Source organism: Pseudomonas putida (assembly GCF_002906855.1).
In the GTDB taxonomy this organism is placed as follows: domain Bacteria; phylum Pseudomonadota; class Gammaproteobacteria; order Pseudomonadales; family Pseudomonadaceae; genus Aquipseudomonas; species Aquipseudomonas putida_N.
The window spans coordinates 208,862-230,120 of sequence record NZ_MINI01000028.1 but is presented as its reverse complement, the minus strand read 5'-3'; the positions used below and the strand labels follow the sequence as shown (position 1 = coordinate 230,120).

Below are 21,259 nucleotides of genomic sequence, written 5' to 3'. Positions count from 1 at the left end.
AATGCGGTGATGGGCTGCGAAGCAGCCCCCTCTCACTCAGCCTCCGCCCGCAGGATGCCGATCAGAATCTCGGCCAGCTCCTTGACCATCGGGTCCGCCGTAGGCCGATGGAAGATCGCCGCCTCGAACACCCGGATCGGCTTGAACCCCTGCTCCGCCCCCAGCACCCGATGCGCATCTGTCACCACCCGCGACGGCAACAGGCTGACGCCCAAGCCATTGGCCACCGCCGCCTGGATACCCGCCAGGCTCGAACTGGTAAAACCGATGCGCCAACTGCGGCCCATGGCCTCGACCGCGCTGATCATGTCATCGCGGTACAGGCCACGCGGCGGAAAGGTCACCAGCGGGATCGGGTCCTGGGCAAAGCTCGGATACTGCGCGCTGTCGATCCACTCGATGCGCTCCGGCTGGCAGGCATTGGCCTCGCGGCTGTGACGCCGCTGCTTGACCAGCACCAGGTCCAGCTCACCACGGTCGTAGGTACTCATCAGGTCACGGCTCAGGCCGCCGGTGATTTCCAGCTTGACCGTCGGGTTGAGCCGGTTGAAGGCCGCCAGCGCCTGCATCGTCTTGCCGGCGACAAAATCGTCCGGCAGGCCGATGCGCACCGTGACCGAGACCCCGCCCGACATCACTTCGCTCAGCTGGTTGCTCACCGAAAGCAGATGCCGTGCGTAACGCAGCAGGGTTTCCCCGGCGTCGGTCGGATGCACCTCGCGGTTGCTCCGGTCGAGCAGCTGGTGGCCGACCATTTCCTCCAGCCGGCGCACCTTCTGGCTGACCGTGGACTGGGTGGAATGCAAGCGTGCGGCGGCGGTGGTGAAGCTGCCGCAGTCGGCCACCATGACCACGGCGCGGAGCATGTCCAGGTCGTAGATGGCGCGGTTGGGTTTGGTGCTGTCGGTCATTGGCTGAGGTCGGTTTTCGAGTGAGGCTGGGAGCATGATGCCTGAAGCTGGGCCACGGGGAAGCGCTTATTGGTGTCCGTTGTCACGGGGCTAGCCCAGTGAAGTAGACTGGCGCCTTTCTTTGCCCCTCCCTGGAAAACCTGATGAACAAACTGATCCTACCTGTGGCCATCTTCGTGTGTGTGATCATCGCGGGGAAACTGGCTGAGCATTTTGGCCTTGAGGGTAGCTGGAAAGTCGGTTTGCTCTGCGTTGTGGCAGCCTGCGTACAGATCGCGGTCAACCGTATCCAGCGCTCGCAGCGGCAGAAAGCCCAACGTTGATCAGCTGCCCACGCCGCAAACGGTTGCCTGTCAGCACTGACACGACGCGCCATTGAATCGTCTCGATGAGTCATATTGATGCCTTCACACCTCAGGCTAATACTAAGGTTAATGCCTGGGGAGGCGCGAATCATGCAAACAAGATTTGTTATCGTTCCAGCTGTACCCATCGAAAAAGAATCCTTTCAAGCAGGGTCGCGCTTCTACGCCGCAACCATTTCAGGCGGTTTCGACATTTACGACAATCAAGAAAAACTGCGCCTTAAGCCGAGCTACTCGACCCGTTCGCTGGCAGAAGCGGCACGCGTGAAATTCAACGATGAATGCCGAAATCCAGACGAGCTTTTTCCCTTCTTGCGAGTGGAATGATCGGTCATGGAACAGTGAAAGCAATCAGCCCGCTTCGGCGGGCTTTCGATTAGTGCTTACTGGATGTGCTTGAGTTTCTCAAGCATGGCGGCGCTGCCTTTGAGGTAACCGGTGACCTCGCCATCTTCCCGCTTGAACCTGATGCCCATCACTTTGTTATCCAGCTTTACCAACTCGACCGACGCCCGGATGACTTCATGCGGATGAGTGACCTGCGCGGGGGCCTTGCCCTTCTGGACGGATACCTCGCTGATTGTCTGCTCGAAGACATTACGTTCAGCGTCGTACGACCATGACGACTGTTGTACGATTTTTTGCATCGAGTCTTTTTCGTTGAGGATCATGAAGTCGGTGGCTGTACCGTCCGCCTTGAGCAGCAACAGTGCCAGCGCCTGGGAAGTGCCGTCATCGGCGTTGGAGTACCAGACGCCGTACAGGTCACTTTTCAGGTATTTGGGCGTTGTGATGGCCGTTTCGCTGGGCGACTTTGCGGTGCCCGTTGTGGAGCAGGCAGAGAGCACCAGCGGGGCCAGTAGTGAGATTGCTACGGTGAGGTACTTTCTCATTTCATTCCTGGTGGCTTGTCGGCATTCGGAAACCATTCGTTCGAACGTGTCAGGAAACCAGATTTTTCGCTTTCTTGCAGCTTGCTCACTCGTCTGCAGCAGCGTCAGCCTTGCAAGCGATGCTGCTACAGCCCAAGTCGCCAGCCGCGGCATGATGTGGCGTCGACACGTGAACTTGAGTCGCTACGGTTGTTCCTTGAGGCGGCATTGATTCAGGTGCAGATGCCGACCGCGCTGCGGAATCTCAGGGAAGGCTTGGGGACTATCGAGCAGACGAGGCCGCGATTTTCAGCCCGAATGCGATGAAGATACCCCCAGTGACCCTATCCAGCGCTTTGACAGTTGACGGCTGACTCAGCAGGTTTTTCAGAGGCATCGTGGCCGCGATCAGCAGGCCGAACCAGACGACTGTCAAGAGCACGTGAATGGACGCCAGGAAGAACGAGTACATCGACAGTGCAACACCGGCCGGGATGAATTGAGGTAGAAGGGTCACGTAGAAGATACCGACCTTGGGGTTCAGGAGATTGGTCAGAAGGCCACGGGCAAAGGCGCTCCAGCCTGACACGGTGTTATCGCCCTCCAATTTGTTCTGGAAGGACTGACGGGGTTTGAGCAGGAGCTTGATCCCAACCCACAGGAGGTATGCGGCACCGGCTGACTTCAGCACGGTGTAGGCAACCTCGGAACGTTGCAGCAGCACACCCAGTCCCAGCGAAACGGCGCCGCCCCAGGCCAGGCAGCCAAGCGCGACACCCACGGCTGCCAGGAGCGCCGTACGACGTCCATCTACTGCCGCAGCCCGGAGCACCATGGCCGTATCGACACCCGGAGTTACGGCAAGTACCGAGGCAGCGGCGATGAAGGCGAGGAGCATCGGTAGATCGATCATCACAGCCATTCCCAAGTGTGTTCCCACGGGAGGTTTTTCCATGCCCCAGAAACGCAAAAAGCCCTGAATAATCAGGGCTTTGAATATGGCGGAAGCGTAGAGATTCGAACTCTAGGATAGTTGCCCATCGACGGTTTTCAAGACCGTTGCCTTAAACCACTCGGCCACGCTTCCAGCTCGTTTTGCGGCCGCCATAATACCGTAATGAAACACGCTGTCAAACTCTCTGTGTCGCGGGTTGCGGAGCCTCTGTTAGACTGCTTGCATCTGAACGTCCAAAACCATGGATCCATAAGGAGTGTCGCCATGCGCGAACAGGATTACGCCGTACACCACGGCCAGCAAGCCGAGCAGCAGGAGGTCAGCAAGGTCCTGCGCAACACGTACAGCCTGCTGGCACTCACCCTCGCCTTCAGCGGTGTCATGGCCTTCGTTGCCCAGCAGATGCGCGTCGGTTACCCGAACGTGTTCGTCGTGCTGATCGGCTTCTACGGTCTGTTCTTCCTGACCAACAAACTGCGTGATTCGGTCTGGGGTCTGGTGTCCACCTTCGCCCTCACCGGCTTCATGGGCTTTATCCTCGGCCCGATCCTCAACCGTTACCTGGGCATGGCCGGTGGCGCCGAAGTGGTCAGTTCGGCCTTCGCCATGACCGCGCTGGTGTTCGGTGGTCTGTCGGCCTATGTGCTGATCACCCGCAAGGACATGAGCTTCCTCAGCGGCTTCATCACTGCTGGCTTCTTTGTGTTGCTGGGCGCGGTGGTCGCCAGCTTCTTCTTCCAGATCAGCGGCCTGCAACTGGCGATCAGTGCTGGCTTCGTGCTGTTCTCGTCGGTCTGCATCCTGTTCCAGACCAGCGCGATCATTCATGGCGGTGAGCGCAACTACATCATGGCGACCATCAGCCTGTATGTATCGATCTACAACCTGTTCATCAGCCTGCTGCAGCTGTTCGGCATCATGGGCCGCGACGACTGATTGGGTTGGCTTTACGGAAGAGCCCGCTTCGGCGGGCTTTTTTGCGCCCATTCTTTGACTTAAAAGTCAGATAACTATGCAAATGATCGCCGATCTTGTCGGCATCGTGCATTCCCCTACCGCAATCGCACTTCTGCCCGTAGAATGCGCTCCTTTTTTCTTCCGGGGGCAGCTTCAGCGATGAGCTCACACGAACACAGCCCGGGCGCCACGGCGCCTGCCAACGAACTGGTACTTGGCCTTGAGGACAAGCCACGGCTGTTGATCGGCCTGCTGGCAGCGCTGCAGCATCTGCTGGCGATCATCGTGCCAATCGTCACCCCTGGCCTGCTGATCTGCCAGGCGTTGGGCGTTTCGGCTCGCGATACCAACCTCATCGTCTCCATGTCGCTGGTGATCTCCGGTATTGCCACCTTCGTCCAGTGCAAGCGTTTCGGCCCATTCGGTGCAGGGCTGCTGATCGTGCAGGGCACCAGCTTCAACTTCGTCGGGCCGCTGATTGCCGGTGGCGCGCTGATGGTCAAGCAGGGCACGCCGGTCGAAAGCGTGATGGCGGCGATCTTCGGAGTAGTGATTGCGGGCTCGTTCGTCGAGATGGGCGTGTCGCGCATCCTGCCGTTCGTCAAACGCCTGATCACCCCGCTGGTGACCGGTATTGTCGTGCTAATGATCGGCCTGACCTTGATCAAGGTCGGCCTGATCAGCATGGGCGGCGGCTTCGGCGCCATGGCCAATGGCACCTTTGCCAACGGTGAAAACCTGCTGCTGTCGGGCGCCGTGCTGGCGGTGATCGTGATCCTCAACCGCATCCCGGTGGTGTGGATGCGCAGCTGCGCGATCGTCATTGCCCTGGCGGTCGGCTACGCCCTGGCGGGTTACCTCGGCCGCCTGGACTTCACCGGCATGCACGAAGCCGCGCTGTTCCAGGTGCCAACGCCGCTGCACTTCGGCCTGGGCTTCTCCTGGGCGCTGTTCATCCCGATGCTGGTGATCTACCTGGTGACCTCGCTGGAAGCCATTGGTGACGTAACGGCCACCAGCAAGGTTTCGCGCCAGCCAGTCGAAGGCCCGCTGTGGATGTCGCGCATCAAGGGCGGCGTGCTGGTCAACGGTGCCAACTCGCTGCTGGCCGGCCTGTTCAACACCTTCCCGAGTTCGATCTTCGCCCAGAACAACGGCGTGATTCAGCTGACCGGTATTGCCAGCCGCCATATCGGTATCTGGATTGCCGTCATGCTGGTGCTGCTGGGCCTGTTCCCGAGCGTGGCCGGTGTGATCCAGGCGGTGCCTGAGCCAGTGCTGGGTGGCGCAGCGATGGTGATGTTCGGGGCGGTTGCCGCGTCGGGCATCAACATTCTGGCCAGTACTCGCCTGGACCGTCGCGCCCTGCTGATCATCGCCGTGTCGCTGGCGCTGGGCCTGGGTGTGGCACAGGTGCCGGAGTTCCTGGCGCACATGCCGGCGGCGATCCGCAATGTGCTGGAATCGGGTGTGGCTACCGGTGGCATCTGCGCCCTGGTGCTGAACTGGTTCCTGCCGGAGAGCAAGGAAAACGCCTGATCCGCGCCTGCCCTGCCGACGAAGCCCGCGCCCACTTGCGCGGGCTTTTTGCTTTATCATGGCGGCATTCCTTTACACGAGTTGCCCATGAAATTCGCTATCGCGGTTTTTTCCCCGGCCCATGCGCCCTCCTCGCGCCGCGCCCTGCGCTTCGCCGAGGCAGTGCTGGCTGGCGGGCATGAGATTGCCCGGCTGTTCTTCTACCAGGACGGGGTGCACAGCGCCTCGGCCAACGTGGTCACGCCCCAGGATGAACAGGACATCGCCGCCCAGTGGCGGGCCTTCATCGAAATCAACCGGCTCGACGCGGTAGCGTGCATCGCCGCCGCCCTGCGCCGTGGCGTGCTCGATGAAGCCGAAGCCAGCCGCTACCAGCGCCCGGCAGTGAACCTGCCCAAGCCGTGGGAGCTGTCTGGCCTCGGCCAGCTGCATGAAGCTGCACAAACGGCCGACCGCCTGGTCTGCTTCGGAGGCGACTGAAATGGCCAAATCCATGTTGATCATCAGCCGCCAGGCACCGTGGAACGGTCCGTCCGCCCGTGAGGCGCTGGATATCGCCCTGGCCGGCGGCGCCTTCGACCTGCCGCTGGCCATGCTGTTTCTCGATGACGGCGTGTTCCAGTTGGCGCCCGGCCAGCAACCCGCCGCCGTGGAGCAGAAGAACCTCGCTGCCAACCTGCAGGCGCTGCCGATGTTCGGCGTCGAAGAGCTGTTTGCCTGCCAGCACAGCTTGGCGCGCCGTGGCCTGGCCGCCGATGGCCTGGAGCTGCCGGTGGAAGTGCTGGACGACACTGCCCTGCAAACCCTGATTGCCCGTTTCGACCAAGTGGTGACGCTCTGATGGCAACCCTGCACGTGTTATCCCACTCCCCGTTCGGCGACGAGCGCCTGGACAGCTGCCTGCGCCTGTTGGGCGCTGACGACGGCGTGCTGTTATGCGGCGATGCGGTCTATGCCCTGCGCGAGGGCAGTGACACTCAACGCCAGCTGCAGGCTGCCAACTTGGCACAACGCCTGTTCGCCCTCGACGAAGACCTGCAGGCCCGTGGCATCAGCGGCGCGCTGGCCAAGGCCGTGGGCTACCAGGCCTTCGTCGAGCTGTCGCTGCACTACGACAAGGTCAACAGCTGGCTATGAGTACGCTGAACGTTGGCGATCGCGCCATCGCCCTGGACAAGGACGGTTTCCTGGTCGACCTGCAAGACTGGTCGCACCCCGTCGCCGAGGCGCTGGCCGAGCGCGAAAGCATTGCCCTGACCGCCGACCACTGGGAAGTCCTCGAGCTGCTGCGCCAGTTCTACGATGAATACCAGCTGTCGCCGGCCACCCGCCCGCTGATCAAGTACACCGCGCTCAAGCTGGGCTCGGAAAAGGGCAACAGCCCGCACCTCAACCGCCTGTTCAACGGCACCCCCGCCAAACTCGCCGCCAAGCTGGCGGGCCTGCCCAAGCCGACCAATTGCATATGACCGACGCCCGCCCGCTGACCCTGGAAACCCCAGCCGAACACCCGTTCGCCGAATTCGTGCGCATCCTTGGCAAAGGCAAGCGCGGTGCCCGCGGCCTGACCCGCGAAGAAGCCCGCGCCGCCATGACCTTGCTGCTCGAAGGCAAAGTCGAGGACACCCAACTGGGTGCCTTCCTGATGCTGCTGCGGCACAAGGAAGAAAGCGCCGAAGAGCTTGCCGGCTTCACCGAAGCCCTGCGTGCCCACCTGCAGGCGCCGCGCATCGCCGTGGACATCGACTGGCCGACCTACGCCGGCAAGAAGCGCCACCTGCCCTGGTATCTGCTGAGCGCCAAGTGCCTGGCCGCCAATGGCGTGCGTATCCTCATGCATGGCGGCGGCGCCCACACCGCCGGGCGCATGTATACCGAACAGCTGCTGGCACTGCTGGAGATTCCGCTGTGCCGTGACTGGCCTGCGGTCAGCCAGGCGCTCGACCAGCAGCGCCTGGCCTTTGCCCCGCTGCACGACTGGGCGCCGCAGTTGCAGCGAATGATCGACCTGCGCAACACCCTTGGCCTGCGCTCGCCAATCCATTCTCTGGCGCGGGTGTTGAATCCGCTGGGAGCACGCTGTGGCCTGCAAAGCATCTTCCACCCCGGCTACCAGGCGGTGCACCGCGAAGCCAGCCGCCTGCTCGGCGACCATGCCGTGGTGATCAAGGGCGATGGCGGCGAGATTGAGGTCAATCCTGATGTCATCAGCCACCTGTATGGCACCAGCGCAGGCGAAGCCTGGGACGAGGAATGGCCGGCGCTGAGCGAACGCCGCCATGTGAAACCACCGAGCCTGCTACCCGAGCAGCTACTGGCAGTCTGGCGTGGCGAAGCCGAAGACAGCTACGGCGAAATGGCCGTGGTAGCAACCATGGCCCTGGCGCTGCGTGGCCTGGGCCAGGATCGCGAACAGGCTTTCGCCACCGCACGTGCTTACTGGGCCGCACGAAACTAATCGAATAAATAGATAATAAAGGCGCTGTCTTTGCGTTAGTTATTCGAACGATTTGCCCTAGACTGGGCTCCAACGACAAACAACTTTGTTTCCGAGGAGCTCACCATGGGCCTTTTGATCGACGGCCGCTGGCACGACCAGTGGTATGAAAACGGCAAGGACGGCACCTTCAAACGGGAGAACGCCCAGCGCCGCAATCAGCTGCCCGCGCCAGAAGCCGGCCGTTATCATCTGTACGTTTCACTGGCCTGCCCATGGGCTCACCGCACCCTGATTCTGCGCGCCATCAAAGGTCTGGAGCCGCTGATCGACGTATCCGTGGTGAGCTGGCTGATGCAGGACCATGGCTGGACCTTCGACCAGCAGCAAGGCTCCACCGGCGACCACCTCGATGCCCTGCAGTATCTGCACCAGCGCTACACCCAGGACGACCCGCACTACACCGGCCGCGTGACCGTGCCCGTGCTGTGGGACAAGCAAGAGAAGCGCATCGTCAACAACGAGTCGTCGGAGATCATCCGCATCTTCAACAGCGCGTTCAACGAGCTGACAGGCAATACCCTGGACCTCTACCCCGAGCCGCTGCGCCCGACCATCGAGGCGCTGAACGAACGCATCTACCCGGCGGTGAACAATGGCGTGTACCGCGCAGGCTTCGCCACCACGCAGGATGCCTACGAGGCGGCGTTCGACGAGGTATTCAACGAGCTGGACCACCTGGAAGCGCTGCTGGGCCGCAATCGCTACCTGGCTGGCGGGTACCTGACCGAGGCCGATGTGCGCCTGTTCACTACCCTGGTGCGCTTCGATGCGGTGTACCACGGGCACTTCAAGTGCAACCTACGGCGATTGAGCGACTACCACAACCTGTCCAACTGGCTGCGCGAGCTGTACCAGTGGCCGGGGGTGGCTGGGACGGTGGATATGGAGCATATCCAGAAGCACTATTACATGAGCCACAAGACCATCAACCCGAACGGGATCGTGCCCAAGGGGCCGTTGCAGGACTTCACTGCGCCCCATGATCGGGAACGGTTGGTGGGCAACGGGATCTGGCAGGGTTGAGATAGCCGGGGCCGCCTTGCGGCCCCGACGGCTTCAGCTGTTCTGCGAACCTTCGAACCAAGCCAGCTTGTCGCGCAACTGCACCACTTCCCCGACAATCACCAAGGTCGGCGCATGCACTTCATGCCGGGCCACCAGCTCCGGCAAATCCGCCAAGGTACCGGTGAACACGCGCTGATTGCGCGTAGTCCCCTGCTGCACCAGTGCCGCCGGCGTACTCGCCGCCCGCCCATGGCGAATCAGCTCGGCACAGATGGTCGGCAACCCCACCAGCCCCATGTAGAACACCAGGGTCTGGGCCGGCGCCACCAAGTCATCCCACGGCAGGTTGCTGGTGCCATCCTTGAGGTGCCCGGTAACGAAGCGCACCGACTGGGCATAGTCACGGTGAGTCAGCGGAATGCCGCCATAGGCGGAGCAACCACTGGCCGCGGTAATCCCCGGCACCACCTGGAACGGAATGCCGTGCTCGGCCAGCTCCTCGATCTCTTCGCCACCCCGGCCGAAGATGAACGGGTCGCCACCCTTGAGGCGCAACACACGCTTGCCCTGTTGGGCGAGGTCGACCAGCAGGCGGTTGATCTGGTCCTGCGGCACGGCATGGTCAGCGCGGCGCTTGCCAACGTAGATACGCTCGGCATCACGCCGGCACATCTCGATGATGGCAGGTGCCACCAGGCGGTCGTACAGCACCACGTCGGCCTGCTGCATCAGGCGCAAGGCACGGAAGGTCAGCAAGTCCGGATCGCCCGGCCCCGCCCCCACCAGATACACCTCACCGCCCTGCTGCACCGGCGCACCCTCGACCATCGCCTGCAACAGGCGTTCGGCTTCGGCGCCCTGCCCGGCCAGCTGGCGCTCGGCAATCGGGCCCTGAAACACTGTTTCCCAGAAGCCACGGCGCTGATTGACGTCCGGGTACAAGGATTTGACCTTGTGCCGGAAACGCGCTGCCAGCCCGGCCAGTTCGCCATAGGCCGACGGAATCCAGGCTTCCAGCTTGGCGCGGATCAGCCGCGCCAGCACCGGGGCGTCACCGCCACTGGACACCGCGATCACCAACGGTGAACGGTCGACGATGGCAGGGAAGATCACCGTGCACAGGGCCGGCGCATCCACCACGTTGACCGGCAGGCTCAACGCCTGCGCATCGGCCGACACCTGGGCGTTGAGCCCAGGGTCGTCGGTGGCCGCGATCACCAGCCGGCAACCGACCAGGTCGGCCGCCTGATAGCCACGCACCAGCACTTCACCGCCACCTTCCCGGGCCAACGCAGCCAGCTGGCCGTCGACATCCGGCGCCACCACGCGCAGCGCGGCGCCGGCATCTGCCAGCAGGCGCGCCTTGCGCAAGGCGATCTCACCGCCGCCGACGACCAGAACCCGGCCGCCCTGCAGCTTGTGGAACAGCGGCAGGTAATCCATTTAGCGGATGACCTCGACGCCGCCCATGTACGGCTTCAGCACGTCCGGTACGCGGATCGAACCGTCGGCCTGCTGGTAGTTTTCCAGCACGGCCACCAGGGTACGGCCTACAGCCAGGCCGGAACCGTTGAGGGTGTGCACCAGCTCAGGTTTGCCGGTTTCCGGGTTGCGCCAGCGGGCCTGCATGCGGCGCGCCTGGAAGTCACCACAGTTGGAGCAGGAGCTGATTTCGCGGTACTTGTCCTGGCTCGGCACCCACACTTCCAGGTCGTAGGTCTTCACGGCGCCGAAGCCCATGTCGCCGGTGCACAGGGCCAGTACGCGGTACGGCAGCTCCAGCAGCTGCAGCACGCGCTCGGCGTTGGCGGTCAGGCCTTCCAGGGCTTCCATCGACTTGGACGGCTCGACCACCTGGACCATCTCGACCTTGTCGAACTGGTGCTGGCGGATCATGCCACGGGTGTCACGGCCGGACGCACCGGCTTCGCTGCGGAAGCACGGGGTGTGGGCAACCAGTTTCAATGGCAGCTGCTTGGCGTCGAGGATCTGGTCGGCGACCAGGTTGGTCAGCGACACTTCGGCCGTCGGGATCAGATAGAAGTCGGCTTCGCCTTCGCGGGTGATCTTGAACAGGTCTTCCTCGAACTTCGGCAGCTGGCCGGTGCCCTGCAGGGCTGGGGCCTGCACCAGGTACGGGGTGTAGTGCTCCTCGTAGCCGTGCTCGCCGGTGTGCAGGTTGATCATGAACTGCGCCAGGGCACGGTGCAGGCGGGCGATCGGCCCACGCAGCACGGCAAAGCGCGCGCCGGACAGCTTGGCCGCGGCCTCGAAGTCCAGCCCACCGCTGACTTCGCCCAGGGCGACGTGGTCCTTGATCTCGAAATCGAAGGAGGCCGGGGTGCCCCAGCGGCGCACTTCGACGTTGTCGTCTTCGCTGGCACCGACCGGTACGCTGGCGTCCGGCAGGTTGGGGATGGTCAGCAGGATGCCGTCCAGTTCGGCCTGGATACCGTCCAGTTCAACCTTGCCGGCGGCCAGTTCATTGGCCATGCGCTCGACGTCAGCCATCAGCGGGGCGATGTCCTCGCCCTTGGCCTTGGCCTGGCCGATCGACTTGGAACGGGCGTTACGCTCGGCCTGCAGCTGCTCAGTGCGGGTCTGCACCGCCTTGCGGCGCTCTTCCAGTGATTCGATGCGCGCGACATCCAGGCTGAAGCCACGGGAGGCCAGGCGATCCGCCACTTCCTGAAGTTGGCCGCGTAACAGTTTGGAATCGAGCATATCGTTCTCTCGTTATAGGTAGGTGTTGGTTCAGAATCGGGTCAGGGACAGGCCGGCCCAGGTGGCCAGGAGCCCGCCCACCACGCTGATACTGGTATAGCCCAAGGCGAGGGGCACTTGCCCACTTTCGATCAGGCGCACGGTATCGAGCGAGAAGGAGGAAAAGGTCGTCAGGCCGCCAAGGAAGCCGACGATCAGGCCGGCGCGCAGTTCGACCGGCACCAGCGGCTTGTGCAGGAACAGGCCATAGAGCAGGCCGATCAGCAGGCAGCCGACCAGGTTGACCGCCAGCGTACCGAGATAGAAGTGCCGTGGCCAGTGGGTCGCGACCCAGTTGGTGGTGGCGAAGCGCAACAAGGTACCGGCAATACCGCCCGCGCTGACGGCGGCTATCAGTGCAATCACGGTTTTCTCCGTTGGCGGGGGCTGTTGCGGTCGAGGTCGGCCAGGTGGCGCAGCTTCTCGCCGATCTTCAGCTCCAGGCCTCGCGGCACGGGCTGGTAGTACTGACGCGGCTCGAGTTCTTCCGGGAAGTAATCTTCGCCGGCAGCGTAGGCATCGGGCTCGTCGTGGGCGTAGCGGTATTCGTCGCCGTAGCCGAGTTGCTTCATCAGCTTGGTCGGGGCATTGCGCAGGTGCAGCGGCACTTCCAGCGAGCCATGTTCGGCGGCCTCGCGCAACGCGGTCTTGAAGCCCACGTACACCGCATTGCTTTTTGGCGCACAGGCGATGTAGGTGATGGCCTGGGCCACCGCTAGCTCGCCCTCGGGGCTGCCCAGGCGCTCCTGCACGTCCCAGGCGGCCAGGCACAGGCTCAGGGCCCGTGGGTCGGCGTTGCCGATGTCCTCGCTGGCCATGCGCACCACGCGGCGGGCGATGTACAGCGGATCGCAGCCGCCGTCGAGCATGCGTGCGAACCAGTACAGGGCGCCATCGGGGTTGGAGCCGCGCACCGACTTGTGCAGCGCGGAGATCTGGTCGTAAAACGCCTCGCCGCCCTTGTCGAAGCGCCGACGGCTGTCGCCGAGCAGGCTTTGCAGCATCTCGACGTCGATCTCGCTGCCATCTTCGGCAAGGTCCGAGGCATTCTCAAGGAAGTTGAGCATGCGCCGGCCATCGCCATCGGCGGCGGCCATGAGCATCTTGAAGGCGTCGTCACCCACACGCAGGTTGCGCTTGCCCAAGCCCCGCTCCTCGGTCAGGGCACGGTTGACCAGCTTGCGCAACGCCGCTTCGTCCAGGCTCTTGAGCACATACACCCGCGCCCGCGACAGCAAGGCGTTGTTCAGTTCGAACGACGGGTTCTCGGTGGTGGCACCGATGAACAGCAGCGTGCCGTCTTCCACGTAGGGCAGGAAGGCATCCTGCTGGGACTTGTTGAAGCGGTGCACTTCGTCGACGAACAGGATGGTGCGCCGGCCATACTGGCCGGCCTGCTGCTTGGCCACTTCGACGGCCTGGCGGATCTCCTTGACCCCGGCCAGCACCGCCGACACCGTCTCGAAGTGCGCATCGCAGAACTGTGCCAGCAGCCGCGCCAGGGTGGTCTTGCCCACACCCGGCGGCCCCCAGAAGATCATCGAGTGCAGCGCACCCTGCTCCAGCGCCTCGCGCAACGGTTTGCCGCGCGCCAGCAGGTGTTCCTGGCCGACGTACTCGTCCAGATTGGACGGGCGCAGGCGGGCTGCCAGAGGCTGGGCGACGGGTTCGCTTCGAAACAGGTCCATGGCGAGCTCTGCTTACTCCTTGATGACGTCGGCGCCTTTGGGGATGTCGAACTTGAACTGGCTGTCCGGCACCGCCTGGTTGGCTTTGACGCCATTGAACAGGATGTTGGTGCGCTGGCCGACACTGTCGATCAGCTGCATGTCATTGATCAGGCCCTTGCGGAACGACACACGCAGCGAGTCGAACAAGGTGTCCTTGGTCTTCGGCTTGAGGGTGAAGTCCATCACGTCGCCCTGCTGCTTGGAGGTGATGTCGAAGCTCTGGCTGATCTTCGACACGTCACCGGACAGCAGCAATGCCGGGGTCTGGTTCAGACGCTGGTCGAGCTTCTTGATGGTCGCCTGTTCCAGGTCCGGGTCCCACAGAGTGACGTTCTTGCCGTCGGACACCACCACCTGCTCCTGCGGCGCATTGGTGTGCCAGTAGAACAAGCCTGGGCGCTTCACGGTCATCTTGCCGGACGTTTCCTGCAGGCTAGTGCCGCCGGCGTCCAGGGTCAGCTGGGAGAAATTGGCCTCGATGGTCTGGGATTTTTCCAGCAACTGGGTCAAGCGTTGTACGTCTTGCTCACCGGCATAAGCAGTAACCGAGCCCAGGGTCAGGGCAGAAACCAACAGCATGCGAATCGCGCGCATGGGAATCCTCATTGAGCATTGAAATGGCCGGGCGCCACCGTTGGCGCCCGGCAAGGTGTTCATCAGTCGCGCGGGCCGCCCGGGGCAATCACTTCCCGCGAGCCGTTGCTGTTCATCGGGGTGACCACGCCGGCCATCTCCATCGACTCGATCATCCGCGCGGCGCGGTTGTAGCCGATCTTCAGCTTGCGCTGTACCGCCGAGATGGAAGCGCGGCGGCTTTCCAACACGAACTGCACGGCTTCATCATACAGGGCATCGGTTTCGGCATCGTCACCATCGCCACCGCCGCCGCCACCGTCGAAGCCGCTGCCGGCCTCTTCGACGCCATTGAGGATGTCGTCGTTGTAGTCCGGCGCGCCACGCAGCTTCCACGCCTCGACCGTGCGATGCACTTCATCGTCGGAGACGAATGCACCGTGGACACGGATCGGCAGGCTGGTGCCCGGCGGCATGTACAGCATGTCACCGTGACCGAGCAACTGTTCGGCGCCGCCCTGGTCGATGATGGTCCGCGAGTCGATCTTGCTCGATACCTGGAACGCCATGCGGGTCGGGATGTTGGCCTTGATCAGGCCGGTAATCACGTCCACCGACGGGCGCTGGGTGGCGAGGATCAGGTGGATACCGGCGGCCCGCGCCTTCTGGGCGATACGGGCAATCAGCTCTTCGACCTTCTTGCCGACGATCATCATCATGTCGGCGAATTCGTCGACCACCACGACGATGGTCGGCAGGGTCTTCAGCGCTGGCGGCTCGTCGTCCATGCTCTCGCGGCGGTACAGCGGGTCATGGATGATCTCGCCGGCTTCCTGGGCGTCCTTGATCTTGCGGTTGAAGCCGGCCAGGTTACGCACGCCCATGGCCGCCATCAGCTTGTAGCGCCGCTCCATCTCGGCCACGCTCCAGCGCAGGGCGTTGGCGGCGTCCTTCATGTCGGTGACCACCGGGCACAGCAAGTGCGGAATGCCCTCGTAGATCGACAGTTCGAGCATTTTCGGGTCGATCATGATCAGCCGCGCGTCTTCCGGGCTGGACTTGAACAGGATCGACAGGATCATCGCGTTGACACCCACCGACTTACCGGAACCGGTAGTACCGGCCACCAACAGGTGCGGCATCTTGGCCAGGTCGGTAATCACCGGCTTGCCGCCGATGTCGTGACCCAGGGCCAGGGTGACCGGCGACTTCTGCTCGTCGTACTGCGGCGTGGCAAGTACTTCCGAGAAGCGCACCATCTGCCGGTTTTCGTTGGGGATCTCGATACCCACGGTGGTCTTGCCGGGGATCACCTCGACCACCCGCACACTGGTCACCGCCAGCGATCGCGCCAGGTCCTTGGCCAGGTTGGCGATGCGGCTAACCTTGACGCCAGCAGCCGGCTGGATTTCGTAACGGGTAATCACCGGACCCGGGTGGATGGAGTCCACCGAGACTTCCACGCCGAATTCCTTGAGTTTGATTTCCAGCAACTGGCCAACCCCGGCCAGGGATTCTGGCGAGTACTCGATCTTCTTCTGTTCGGCCGGGTCGAGAATGGAAATCGACGGCAAGGTGCCTTCCACGGCGCTGTCGACGAACAGCGGCGCCTGTTTTTCCTTCATCACCCGCTTGCTCGGCTCCGGCGCCCTGGCCGCGGCCGGTGGCACAATCGTCGGGGCCACTGCAGGCGGCTGCTCGCGCGGGACCACGGGTTCACGCGGCACGACAGGTTCGCGGGAAAGTGTCGGTTCACTGCGCACGACAGGCTCACGGCCAAGGGTCGGCTCGCGGGGTTCAGCGGGCTGGGCCGGCGCTTCCTCACGCTTGAAGATACGCTCACGCAAGGCCGGCTTGGCTGGTTCACGCTTGTCGGTGGCCTTCGGCGCCAGGTCGAACACCGGCTCGTCAACTTCACGCAGTTGCGCTTCCAGGCGCTTGCGCTCGTTGCGTGCTTCCCACCAGCGGCTGGCCGCGCCCTGCACCAGTTCGAACAGGTCGAGGGTGATCTTGCCGGTCATGTCCATCACCTTGAACCACGACAGGTCGGTGAACACGGTCAGGCCGAACAGGAACAGAGCAATGAACATCAGCGTGCTGCCCTGCACGTTCAGCAGGTTGCGCGCCAGGTCGCCGAGGCTTTCGCCCAGCGCACCGCCCGCAGAAAACGGCAGGCTCGCCGGCGGATGGAAATGAATATGCGCCAGGGCCGCGCCCGACAGCACCAGAAACACCAGGCCAATCAGCCGCCAGGAGAACAGCCAGCCGCTCCACTGCCACGGCTGATGACGCTCGCGGAAGATTTGCCAGGTCTTGATCGCCAGCAGCAGCGGGAAGATGTAGGCGAAGTAGCCCAGCACCATGAACAGGATGTCGGCGAAGTACGCACCGGCACGCCCGGCGGCGTTCTGCACCTGGTCGATGTTGCTGGTGTGGCTGAAGCCCGGATCCGACGTGTCGTAGGTCAGCAGTGCCATCCACAGGTACAGGCACAGGGCACCGACAGCGATCAACGCACCTTCCTTGAGGCGGTAATGCAGCTGCTGGCGCCACAGGGGCACGGGCAAGGGAGCTGGAGTTGCGGTGGATTTCTTCAAAACGCGTCTATTCCTGCGCGTGCTGCGCGTCCAGTAGTGATCGGCCGGTGTCTGGCCAATGAACCACTACTTTTAACATTACTGCCCGCCAGCCGCCATGACGGCACGCCGTATGGCTCTCGCGTGGGGGCGACTTTCGTATAGGTGCAATTTGAGCATGCATTTTCTTTTGTGACAAAGGCTTATGCTGTGTTTTTGCACAGGTGTGACAGCAAATGTAGCGGATGGTGCCTATGCTTTCATGAATGTGTAGGAAATTACCCATTCTGCTGCCCGCCAATGACTCTTGACCCTGCCAGCATTGACCCCGCAAGCCCTGCGCGCCATGCTGCGCTCTCCCCTCCCCCACCGCACAATAGACCATGCTCACCTGGCTAACCCGCGACTCGCTGACCTTCCCGCCGCTGGAAAAGGCCCTGCACGACCCCAACGGCCTGCTCGCCGCCGGCGGCGACCTGAGCCCCGAGCGCCTGGAGCAAGCCTACCGGCATGGCTGCTTCCCCTGGTACCAGGACGGCCAGCCGATCCTCTGGTGGTCGCCCGACCCACGCACGGTGCTGTTCCCGGACGAGCTGCACGTCTCGCGCTCGCTGGCCAAGCTGATGCGCCAGGGCCGCTACCAGGTCAGCTTCGACAGCGACTTCCCGGCGGTGATTGCCGCCTGCGCGGCGCCGCGCGACTACGCGGACGGTACCTGGATCACCGACACCATGCGCAATGCCTACTGCGAACTGCACCGACGCGGCATCGCCCACTCGGTGGAAGTGCGCGAGCGCGGCGAGCTGGTCGGCGGCTTGTACGGCCTGGCCATCGGGCAGCTGTTCTTCGGCGAATCGATGTTCAGCCGCGCCGACAATGCCTCCAAGGTTGGCTTCGTGACGCTGGTCGAACATTTGCGCCAGGCCGGTTTCGTGCTGATCGACTGCCAGATGCCAACCAACCATCTGCACAGCCTTGGCGCCCGCGCCATCAGCCGCGCCCGCTTCGCCGACTACCTGGCGCACCACCTCGACCAGCCCAACAGCGCCACCTGGGTTTGCTAGGCGAGTTCTGCCAGCTGGCTTACACTTAAAGCAAAGTCTCACCGAGGGGGTTGATCATGACAGAGTTGGCGCGGTTGAAGTTCTATGCCACTCAACCCCACTCCTGCAGCTACCTGCCGGACGAACAGGCCACCACGCTGTTCCTCGACCCCAGCCAGCCGATGGACGTGCATGTGTATGCCGACCTGTCGGAAATGGGCTTCCGCCGCAGCGGCGACCACCTGTACCGCCCGCACTGCCAGAACTGCAATGCCTGCGTACCGGCGCGCATCCCCGCCGCACGCTTCATTCCCAACCGCCAGCAGCGGCGCATCCTCAAGCGCAACGCCGACCTGACCGTGACCGCTGCCCGCCCGGCGTTCAAGGAAGAGTATTTCGACCTGTACCGGCGCTACATCGAAACCCGCCACGCCGATGGCGACATGTATCCGCCGAGCCGCGACCAGTTTTCCACCTTCCTGGTCCGCGACCTGCCGTTCTGCTGGTTCTACGAGTTCCGCCTGGAAGGCCGCCTGCTGGCAGTCGCCGTCTGCGACCTGCTGCCCAACGGCCTGTCGGCGGTGTACACGTTCTACGAGCCTGAAGAAGAACGCCGCAGCCTCGGGCGCTTTGCCATCCTCTGGCAGATCACCGAAGCCCTGCGCCAGGACCTGGAGGCGGTGTACCTGGGCTACTGGATCAAAAACTGCAAGAAAATGAACTACAAGACGCAGTATCGGCCTATCGAGTTGTTGATAAACCAGCGCTGGGTCACCCTCAACTGAAAGCATTGGCTTGACACACAGTTTTCGGGCATAATCCACGCCACTTTTTTGCCCGGTGCGGTTATGCGTCGGGCCAACACTGGATCCGAGGGCTCTACTGCATGTCGAAAGAAGACAGCTTCGAAATGGAAGGCACTGTCGTCGACACCCTGCCCAACACCATGTTCCGCGTGGAGTTGGAAAACGGGCACGTCGTAACCGCGCATATCTCCGGAAAGATGCGCAAAAACTACATCCGTATTCTCACTGGCGACAAGGTCCGCGTCGAACTGACGCCTTACGACCTGAGCAAGGGCCGCATCACTTACCGTGCGCGCTAAGTTCTAGCCATGAAAAAGCCCGGCGATGTGCCGGGCTTTTTTGTGCCTGCCAGATTGCAGAGGGGGCCGCAAAGCGGCCCCGTACGATCAAGCCACCTCAGCCGTGGTCTCGAAGTCGAACACCAGTTCGCCATCGCGCAGGTCGACATGCACCACGCCACCGTGCTCGGCCAGCTCGCCAAACAGGATCTCCTCGGCCAGCGGCCGCTTGATCTTATCCTGGATAAGCCGCGCCATCGGCCGTGCACCCATCTGCACGTCGTAGCCGGAAACCGCCAGCCAGCCGCGGGCGGCATCACTGACCTCCAGCAGCACACGCTTGTCTTCCAACTGTGCCTGCAGTTCGATGAGGAACTTGTCGACAATGCTCTTGATCGTCTCGGTGCTCAGGCGGCCAAACTGGATGATGGTGTCCAGACGGTTGCGGAACTCCGGCGTGAAGCTCTTGCGGATGACTTCCATGGCATCGGACGCGTGGTCCTGATGGGTAAAGCCGATCGAGGCCCGCGCGGCGGTTTCGGCACCAGCGTTGGTGGTCATGATCAGGATCACGTTACGGAAGTCGGCTTTGCGCCCGTTGTTGTCGGTCAGGGTACCGTGGTCCATCACCTGCAGCAGCAAGTTGAAGACTTCCGGGTGGGCCTTCTCGATTTCATCGAGCAGCAGCACGCAGTGCGGTTGCTTGGTGATCGCCTCGGTCAGCAGGCCACCCTGGTCGAAACCAACATAGCCAGGCGGCGCACCGATCAGGCGCGACACGGTGTGACGCTCCATGTACTCGGACATGTCGAAGCGCACCAGCTCGACCCCCAACGCCTTGGCCAGCTGCCGCGCCGCTTGGGTCTTGCCCACACCGGTCGGGCCGGCGAACAGGAACGAACCGACCGGTTTGTCCGGCGATTTGAGGCCGGCCCGGGACAGCTTGATGGCGGTGGCCAACGAGTCGATGGCCTGGTCCTGGCCGAACACGGTCAGCTTCAGGTCGCGCTCGAGGTTACGCAGCAGCTCCTTGTCGGAACTGGTGACATGCTTCGGCGGAATCCGCGCGATCTTGGCGACAATGTCTTCGACCTGCGGCACATCGATGCGTTTGACCCGATTGGCTTCGGGCTGCAGGCGCTGATAGGCACCTGCCTCGTCGATCACGTCGATGGCCTTGTCCGGCATGTGCCGGTCATTGATGTAGCGCGAGGCCAGTTCGGCGGCGGCGCGCAGGGCTTCGTCGCTGTACTCGATGTTGTGGTGGCTCTCGAAGCGGCCTTTCAGCCCACGCAGGATGCCAACGGTGTCTTCCACCGATGGCTCGCTGACATCGACCTTCTGGAAGCGCCGCGCCAGGGCACGGTCCTTCTCGAAGATGCCGCGGAATTCCTGGAAGGTGGTCGAACCGATGCAACGGATTTCGCCAGACGACAGCAGTGGTTTGAGCAGGTTGGACGCATCCATCACCCCGCCCGACGCCGCACCGGCACCGATGATGGTGTGGATCTCGTCAATGAACAGAATCGCTTGCGGGCGCTTCTTCAGCTCACCGAGCAGCGCCTTGAAGCGCTTTTCGAAATCACCGCGGTACTTGGTACCGGCCAGCAGTGCACCGAGGTCCAGCGAATAGACCACGCTCTGTGCCAGCAGGTCAGGCACCTGGCCGTCGACAATACGTTTGGCCAGGCCTTCGGCGATGGCGGTTTTGCCGACGCCGGCCTCACCGACCAGCAGCGGGTTGTTCTTGCGCCGGCGGGCCAGAATCTGCGCCACGCGCTCGACTTCCTGCTCGCGCCCCACCAGAGGGTCGATACGGCCGGCACGGGCCAGCTCGTTCAGATTGCTGGCGTAGGCATCCAGCGGGTTGCTCGAAGAGGAGGTTTCGCCACCTTCTTCGTCCTGCATTTCCTGGTCGCTTTCGGAATGCGAACCATGGCCCGGCACCTTGGAGATGCCATGGGCAATGTAGTTGACCACATCAATACGGGCCACGCTCTGCTGCTTGAGCAGGAACACGGCCTGGCTTTCCTGTTCGCTGAAGATCGCCACCAGCACATTGGCACCGGTGACTTCGCGCTTGCCGGAACTCTGCACATGGAACACGGCACGTTGCAGCACACGCTGGAAGCCCAGGGTCGGCTGGGTTTCGCGGTCTTCGTCGTTGACGGGGATCAGGGGTGTAGTGGAGTCGATGAACTCTTGCAGGTCGTGCTTGAGTTTGTCGAGATTGGCGCCACAGGCGCGCAGAACGGTCGCAGCAGCCTCATTGTCAAGGAGTGCCAGCAGCAGATGTTCGACGGTCATGAACTCATGACGCTTCGAACGAGCCTCCTTGAAGGCAAGATTGAGGGTGACTTCGAGCTCGCGGTTTAACATAGCTTCA

General features: G+C 62.8%; 23 protein-coding genes and 1 tRNA gene. 13 read left to right on the top strand and 11 right to left on the bottom strand.

Features of this window, described 5'->3' with window-relative positions; translation table 11 throughout:
* Nucleotides 1–32: 32 nt before the first annotated feature.
* Complete coding sequence (locus tag BGP85_RS01335; RefSeq protein ID WP_103448046.1) at nt 33–911, bottom strand: LysR substrate-binding domain-containing protein; 879 nt, start codon at nt 909–911, stop codon at nt 33–35.
* 143 nt (nt 912–1,054) lie between these two features.
* Between BGP85_RS01335 and BGP85_RS01330 the strand changes: the two genes are divergently transcribed.
* A complete protein-coding gene (locus BGP85_RS01330; protein ID WP_103448047.1) occupies nt 1,055–1,234 on the top strand; it encodes a hypothetical protein in 180 nt (59 codons plus the stop codon).
* Nucleotides 1,235–1,366: 132 nt separating this feature from the next.
* A complete protein-coding gene (locus BGP85_RS01325) occupies nt 1,367–1,603 on the top strand; it encodes a hypothetical protein (protein ID WP_103448287.1) in 237 nt (78 codons plus the stop codon).
* A gap of 56 nt (nt 1,604–1,659) precedes the next feature.
* Here BGP85_RS01325 and BGP85_RS01320 read toward each other — a convergent pair whose 3' ends face one another.
* The 3 genes from BGP85_RS01320 to BGP85_RS01310 all read right to left on the bottom strand — a co-directional run bounded on the left by BGP85_RS01320 (nt 1,660) and on the right by BGP85_RS01310 (nt 3,235).
* A complete protein-coding gene (locus BGP85_RS01320; RefSeq protein WP_181004507.1) occupies nt 1,660–2,322 on the bottom strand; it encodes a hypothetical protein in 663 nt (220 codons plus the stop codon).
* A gap of 109 nt (nt 2,323–2,431) precedes the next feature.
* On the bottom strand, nt 2,432–3,061 hold the full coding sequence (locus tag BGP85_RS01315; protein WP_103448288.1) for a LysE family translocator: 630 nt from the start codon (nt 3,059–3,061) through the stop codon (nt 2,432–2,434).
* Between the two features lie 86 nt (nt 3,062–3,147).
* Nucleotides 3,148–3,235: transfer RNA gene (locus BGP85_RS01310), tRNA-Ser, on the bottom strand.
* Between the two features lie 132 nt (nt 3,236–3,367).
* On the opposite strand from BGP85_RS01310, the gene BGP85_RS01305 reads away from it, so the two are divergent.
* The 8 genes from BGP85_RS01305 (at nt 3,368) to BGP85_RS01265 (ending at nt 9,122) form a co-directional block, all read left to right on the top strand.
* Entirely contained in the window at nt 3,368–4,039 is a 672-nt protein-coding gene (locus BGP85_RS01305) for a Bax inhibitor-1/YccA family protein (protein ID WP_060511118.1), read from the top strand.
* A 180-nt stretch (nt 4,040–4,219) separates the two neighbouring features.
* A complete protein-coding gene (locus tag BGP85_RS01295) occupies nt 4,220–5,599 on the top strand; it encodes a nucleobase:cation symporter-2 family protein (protein ID WP_103448050.1) in 1,380 nt (459 codons plus the stop codon).
* 87 nt (nt 5,600–5,686) lie between these two features.
* Nucleotides 5,687–6,079: a sulfurtransferase complex subunit TusD gene (tusD, locus tag BGP85_RS01290; protein WP_103448051.1), complete on the top strand. Its 393-nt coding sequence runs from the start codon at nt 5,687–5,689 to the stop codon at nt 6,077–6,079.
* Nucleotide 6,080: 1 nt separating this feature from the next.
* Nucleotides 6,081–6,440, top strand: a complete 360-nt coding sequence (gene tusC, locus BGP85_RS01285) for a sulfurtransferase complex subunit TusC (protein WP_103448052.1) — start codon at nt 6,081–6,083, stop codon at nt 6,438–6,440.
* Nucleotides 6,440–6,736: a sulfurtransferase complex subunit TusB gene (tusB, locus tag BGP85_RS01280; RefSeq protein ID WP_103448053.1), complete on the top strand. Its 297-nt coding sequence runs from the start codon at nt 6,440–6,442 to the stop codon at nt 6,734–6,736. The genes tusC and tusB overlap by 1 nt, the downstream gene beginning before the upstream one ends.
* Nucleotides 6,733–7,068, top strand: coding sequence for a TusE/DsrC/DsvC family sulfur relay protein (locus tag BGP85_RS01275; protein ID WP_103448054.1), 336 nt, complete (start codon nt 6,733–6,735; stop codon nt 7,066–7,068). Before tusB ends, BGP85_RS01275 begins: the two co-directional genes overlap by 4 nt.
* Nucleotides 7,065–8,057, top strand: a complete 993-nt coding sequence (locus BGP85_RS01270; protein ID WP_103448055.1) for a glycosyl transferase family protein — start codon at nt 7,065–7,067, stop codon at nt 8,055–8,057. The genes BGP85_RS01275 and BGP85_RS01270 overlap by 4 nt, the downstream gene beginning before the upstream one ends.
* 105 nt (nt 8,058–8,162) lie before the next feature.
* Nucleotides 8,163–9,122, top strand: coding sequence for a glutathione S-transferase family protein (locus tag BGP85_RS01265; RefSeq protein WP_103448056.1), 960 nt, complete (start codon nt 8,163–8,165; stop codon nt 9,120–9,122).
* 33 nt (nt 9,123–9,155) lie between these two features.
* Here BGP85_RS01265 and cysG read toward each other — a convergent pair whose 3' ends face one another.
* The 6 genes from cysG to BGP85_RS01235 all read right to left on the bottom strand — a co-directional run bounded on the left by cysG (nt 9,156) and on the right by BGP85_RS01235 (nt 16,827).
* Complete coding sequence (gene cysG, locus BGP85_RS01260; RefSeq protein WP_103448057.1) at nt 9,156–10,547, bottom strand: siroheme synthase CysG; 1,392 nt, start codon at nt 10,545–10,547, stop codon at nt 9,156–9,158.
* Entirely contained in the window at nt 10,548–11,828 is a 1,281-nt protein-coding gene (gene serS, locus BGP85_RS01255; RefSeq protein WP_103448058.1) for a serine--tRNA ligase, read from the bottom strand.
* Between the two features lie 30 nt (nt 11,829–11,858).
* Nucleotides 11,859–12,233 carry a fluoride efflux transporter CrcB gene (gene crcB / locus BGP85_RS01250; protein ID WP_103448059.1) on the bottom strand — a complete coding sequence of 125 codons (375 nt, stop codon included), beginning with the start codon at nt 12,231–12,233 and terminating at the stop codon, nt 11,859–11,861.
* Nucleotides 12,230–13,555: a replication-associated recombination protein A gene (locus BGP85_RS01245; protein WP_103448060.1), complete on the bottom strand. Its 1,326-nt coding sequence runs from the start codon at nt 13,553–13,555 to the stop codon at nt 12,230–12,232. Before BGP85_RS01245 ends, crcB begins: the two co-directional genes overlap by 4 nt.
* Nucleotides 13,556–13,567: 12 nt before the next feature.
* Complete coding sequence (gene lolA / locus BGP85_RS01240) at nt 13,568–14,191, bottom strand: outer membrane lipoprotein chaperone LolA (protein ID WP_103448061.1); 624 nt, start codon at nt 14,189–14,191, stop codon at nt 13,568–13,570.
* Between the two features lie 62 nt (nt 14,192–14,253).
* Nucleotides 14,254–16,827, bottom strand: coding sequence for a DNA translocase FtsK (locus BGP85_RS01235; protein WP_374755304.1), 2,574 nt, complete (start codon nt 16,825–16,827; stop codon nt 14,254–14,256).
* A 302-nt stretch (nt 16,828–17,129) separates the two neighbouring features.
* Here BGP85_RS01235 and aat point away from each other — a divergent pair, with 302 nt between their 5' ends.
* The 3 genes from aat (at nt 17,130) to infA (ending at nt 18,894) form a co-directional block, all read left to right on the top strand.
* The gene (gene aat / locus BGP85_RS01230; RefSeq protein ID WP_103448063.1) at nt 17,130–17,810 is read left to right on the top strand and encodes a leucyl/phenylalanyl-tRNA--protein transferase; all 681 of its coding nucleotides are present in this window, start codon (nt 17,130–17,132) and stop codon (nt 17,808–17,810) included.
* A gap of 56 nt (nt 17,811–17,866) precedes the next feature.
* Complete coding sequence (locus BGP85_RS01225; protein ID WP_054886817.1) at nt 17,867–18,574, top strand: arginyltransferase; 708 nt, start codon at nt 17,867–17,869, stop codon at nt 18,572–18,574.
* A gap of 101 nt (nt 18,575–18,675) precedes the next feature.
* A complete protein-coding gene (infA, locus tag BGP85_RS01220; protein WP_002553999.1) occupies nt 18,676–18,894 on the top strand; it encodes a translation initiation factor IF-1 in 219 nt (72 codons plus the stop codon).
* An 87-nt stretch (nt 18,895–18,981) separates the two neighbouring features.
* Here infA and clpA read toward each other — a convergent pair whose 3' ends face one another.
* Nucleotides 18,982–21,252, bottom strand: coding sequence for an ATP-dependent Clp protease ATP-binding subunit ClpA (gene clpA, locus BGP85_RS01215; RefSeq protein WP_103448064.1), 2,271 nt, complete (start codon nt 21,250–21,252; stop codon nt 18,982–18,984).
* Nucleotides 21,253–21,259 lie beyond the last annotated feature (7 nt).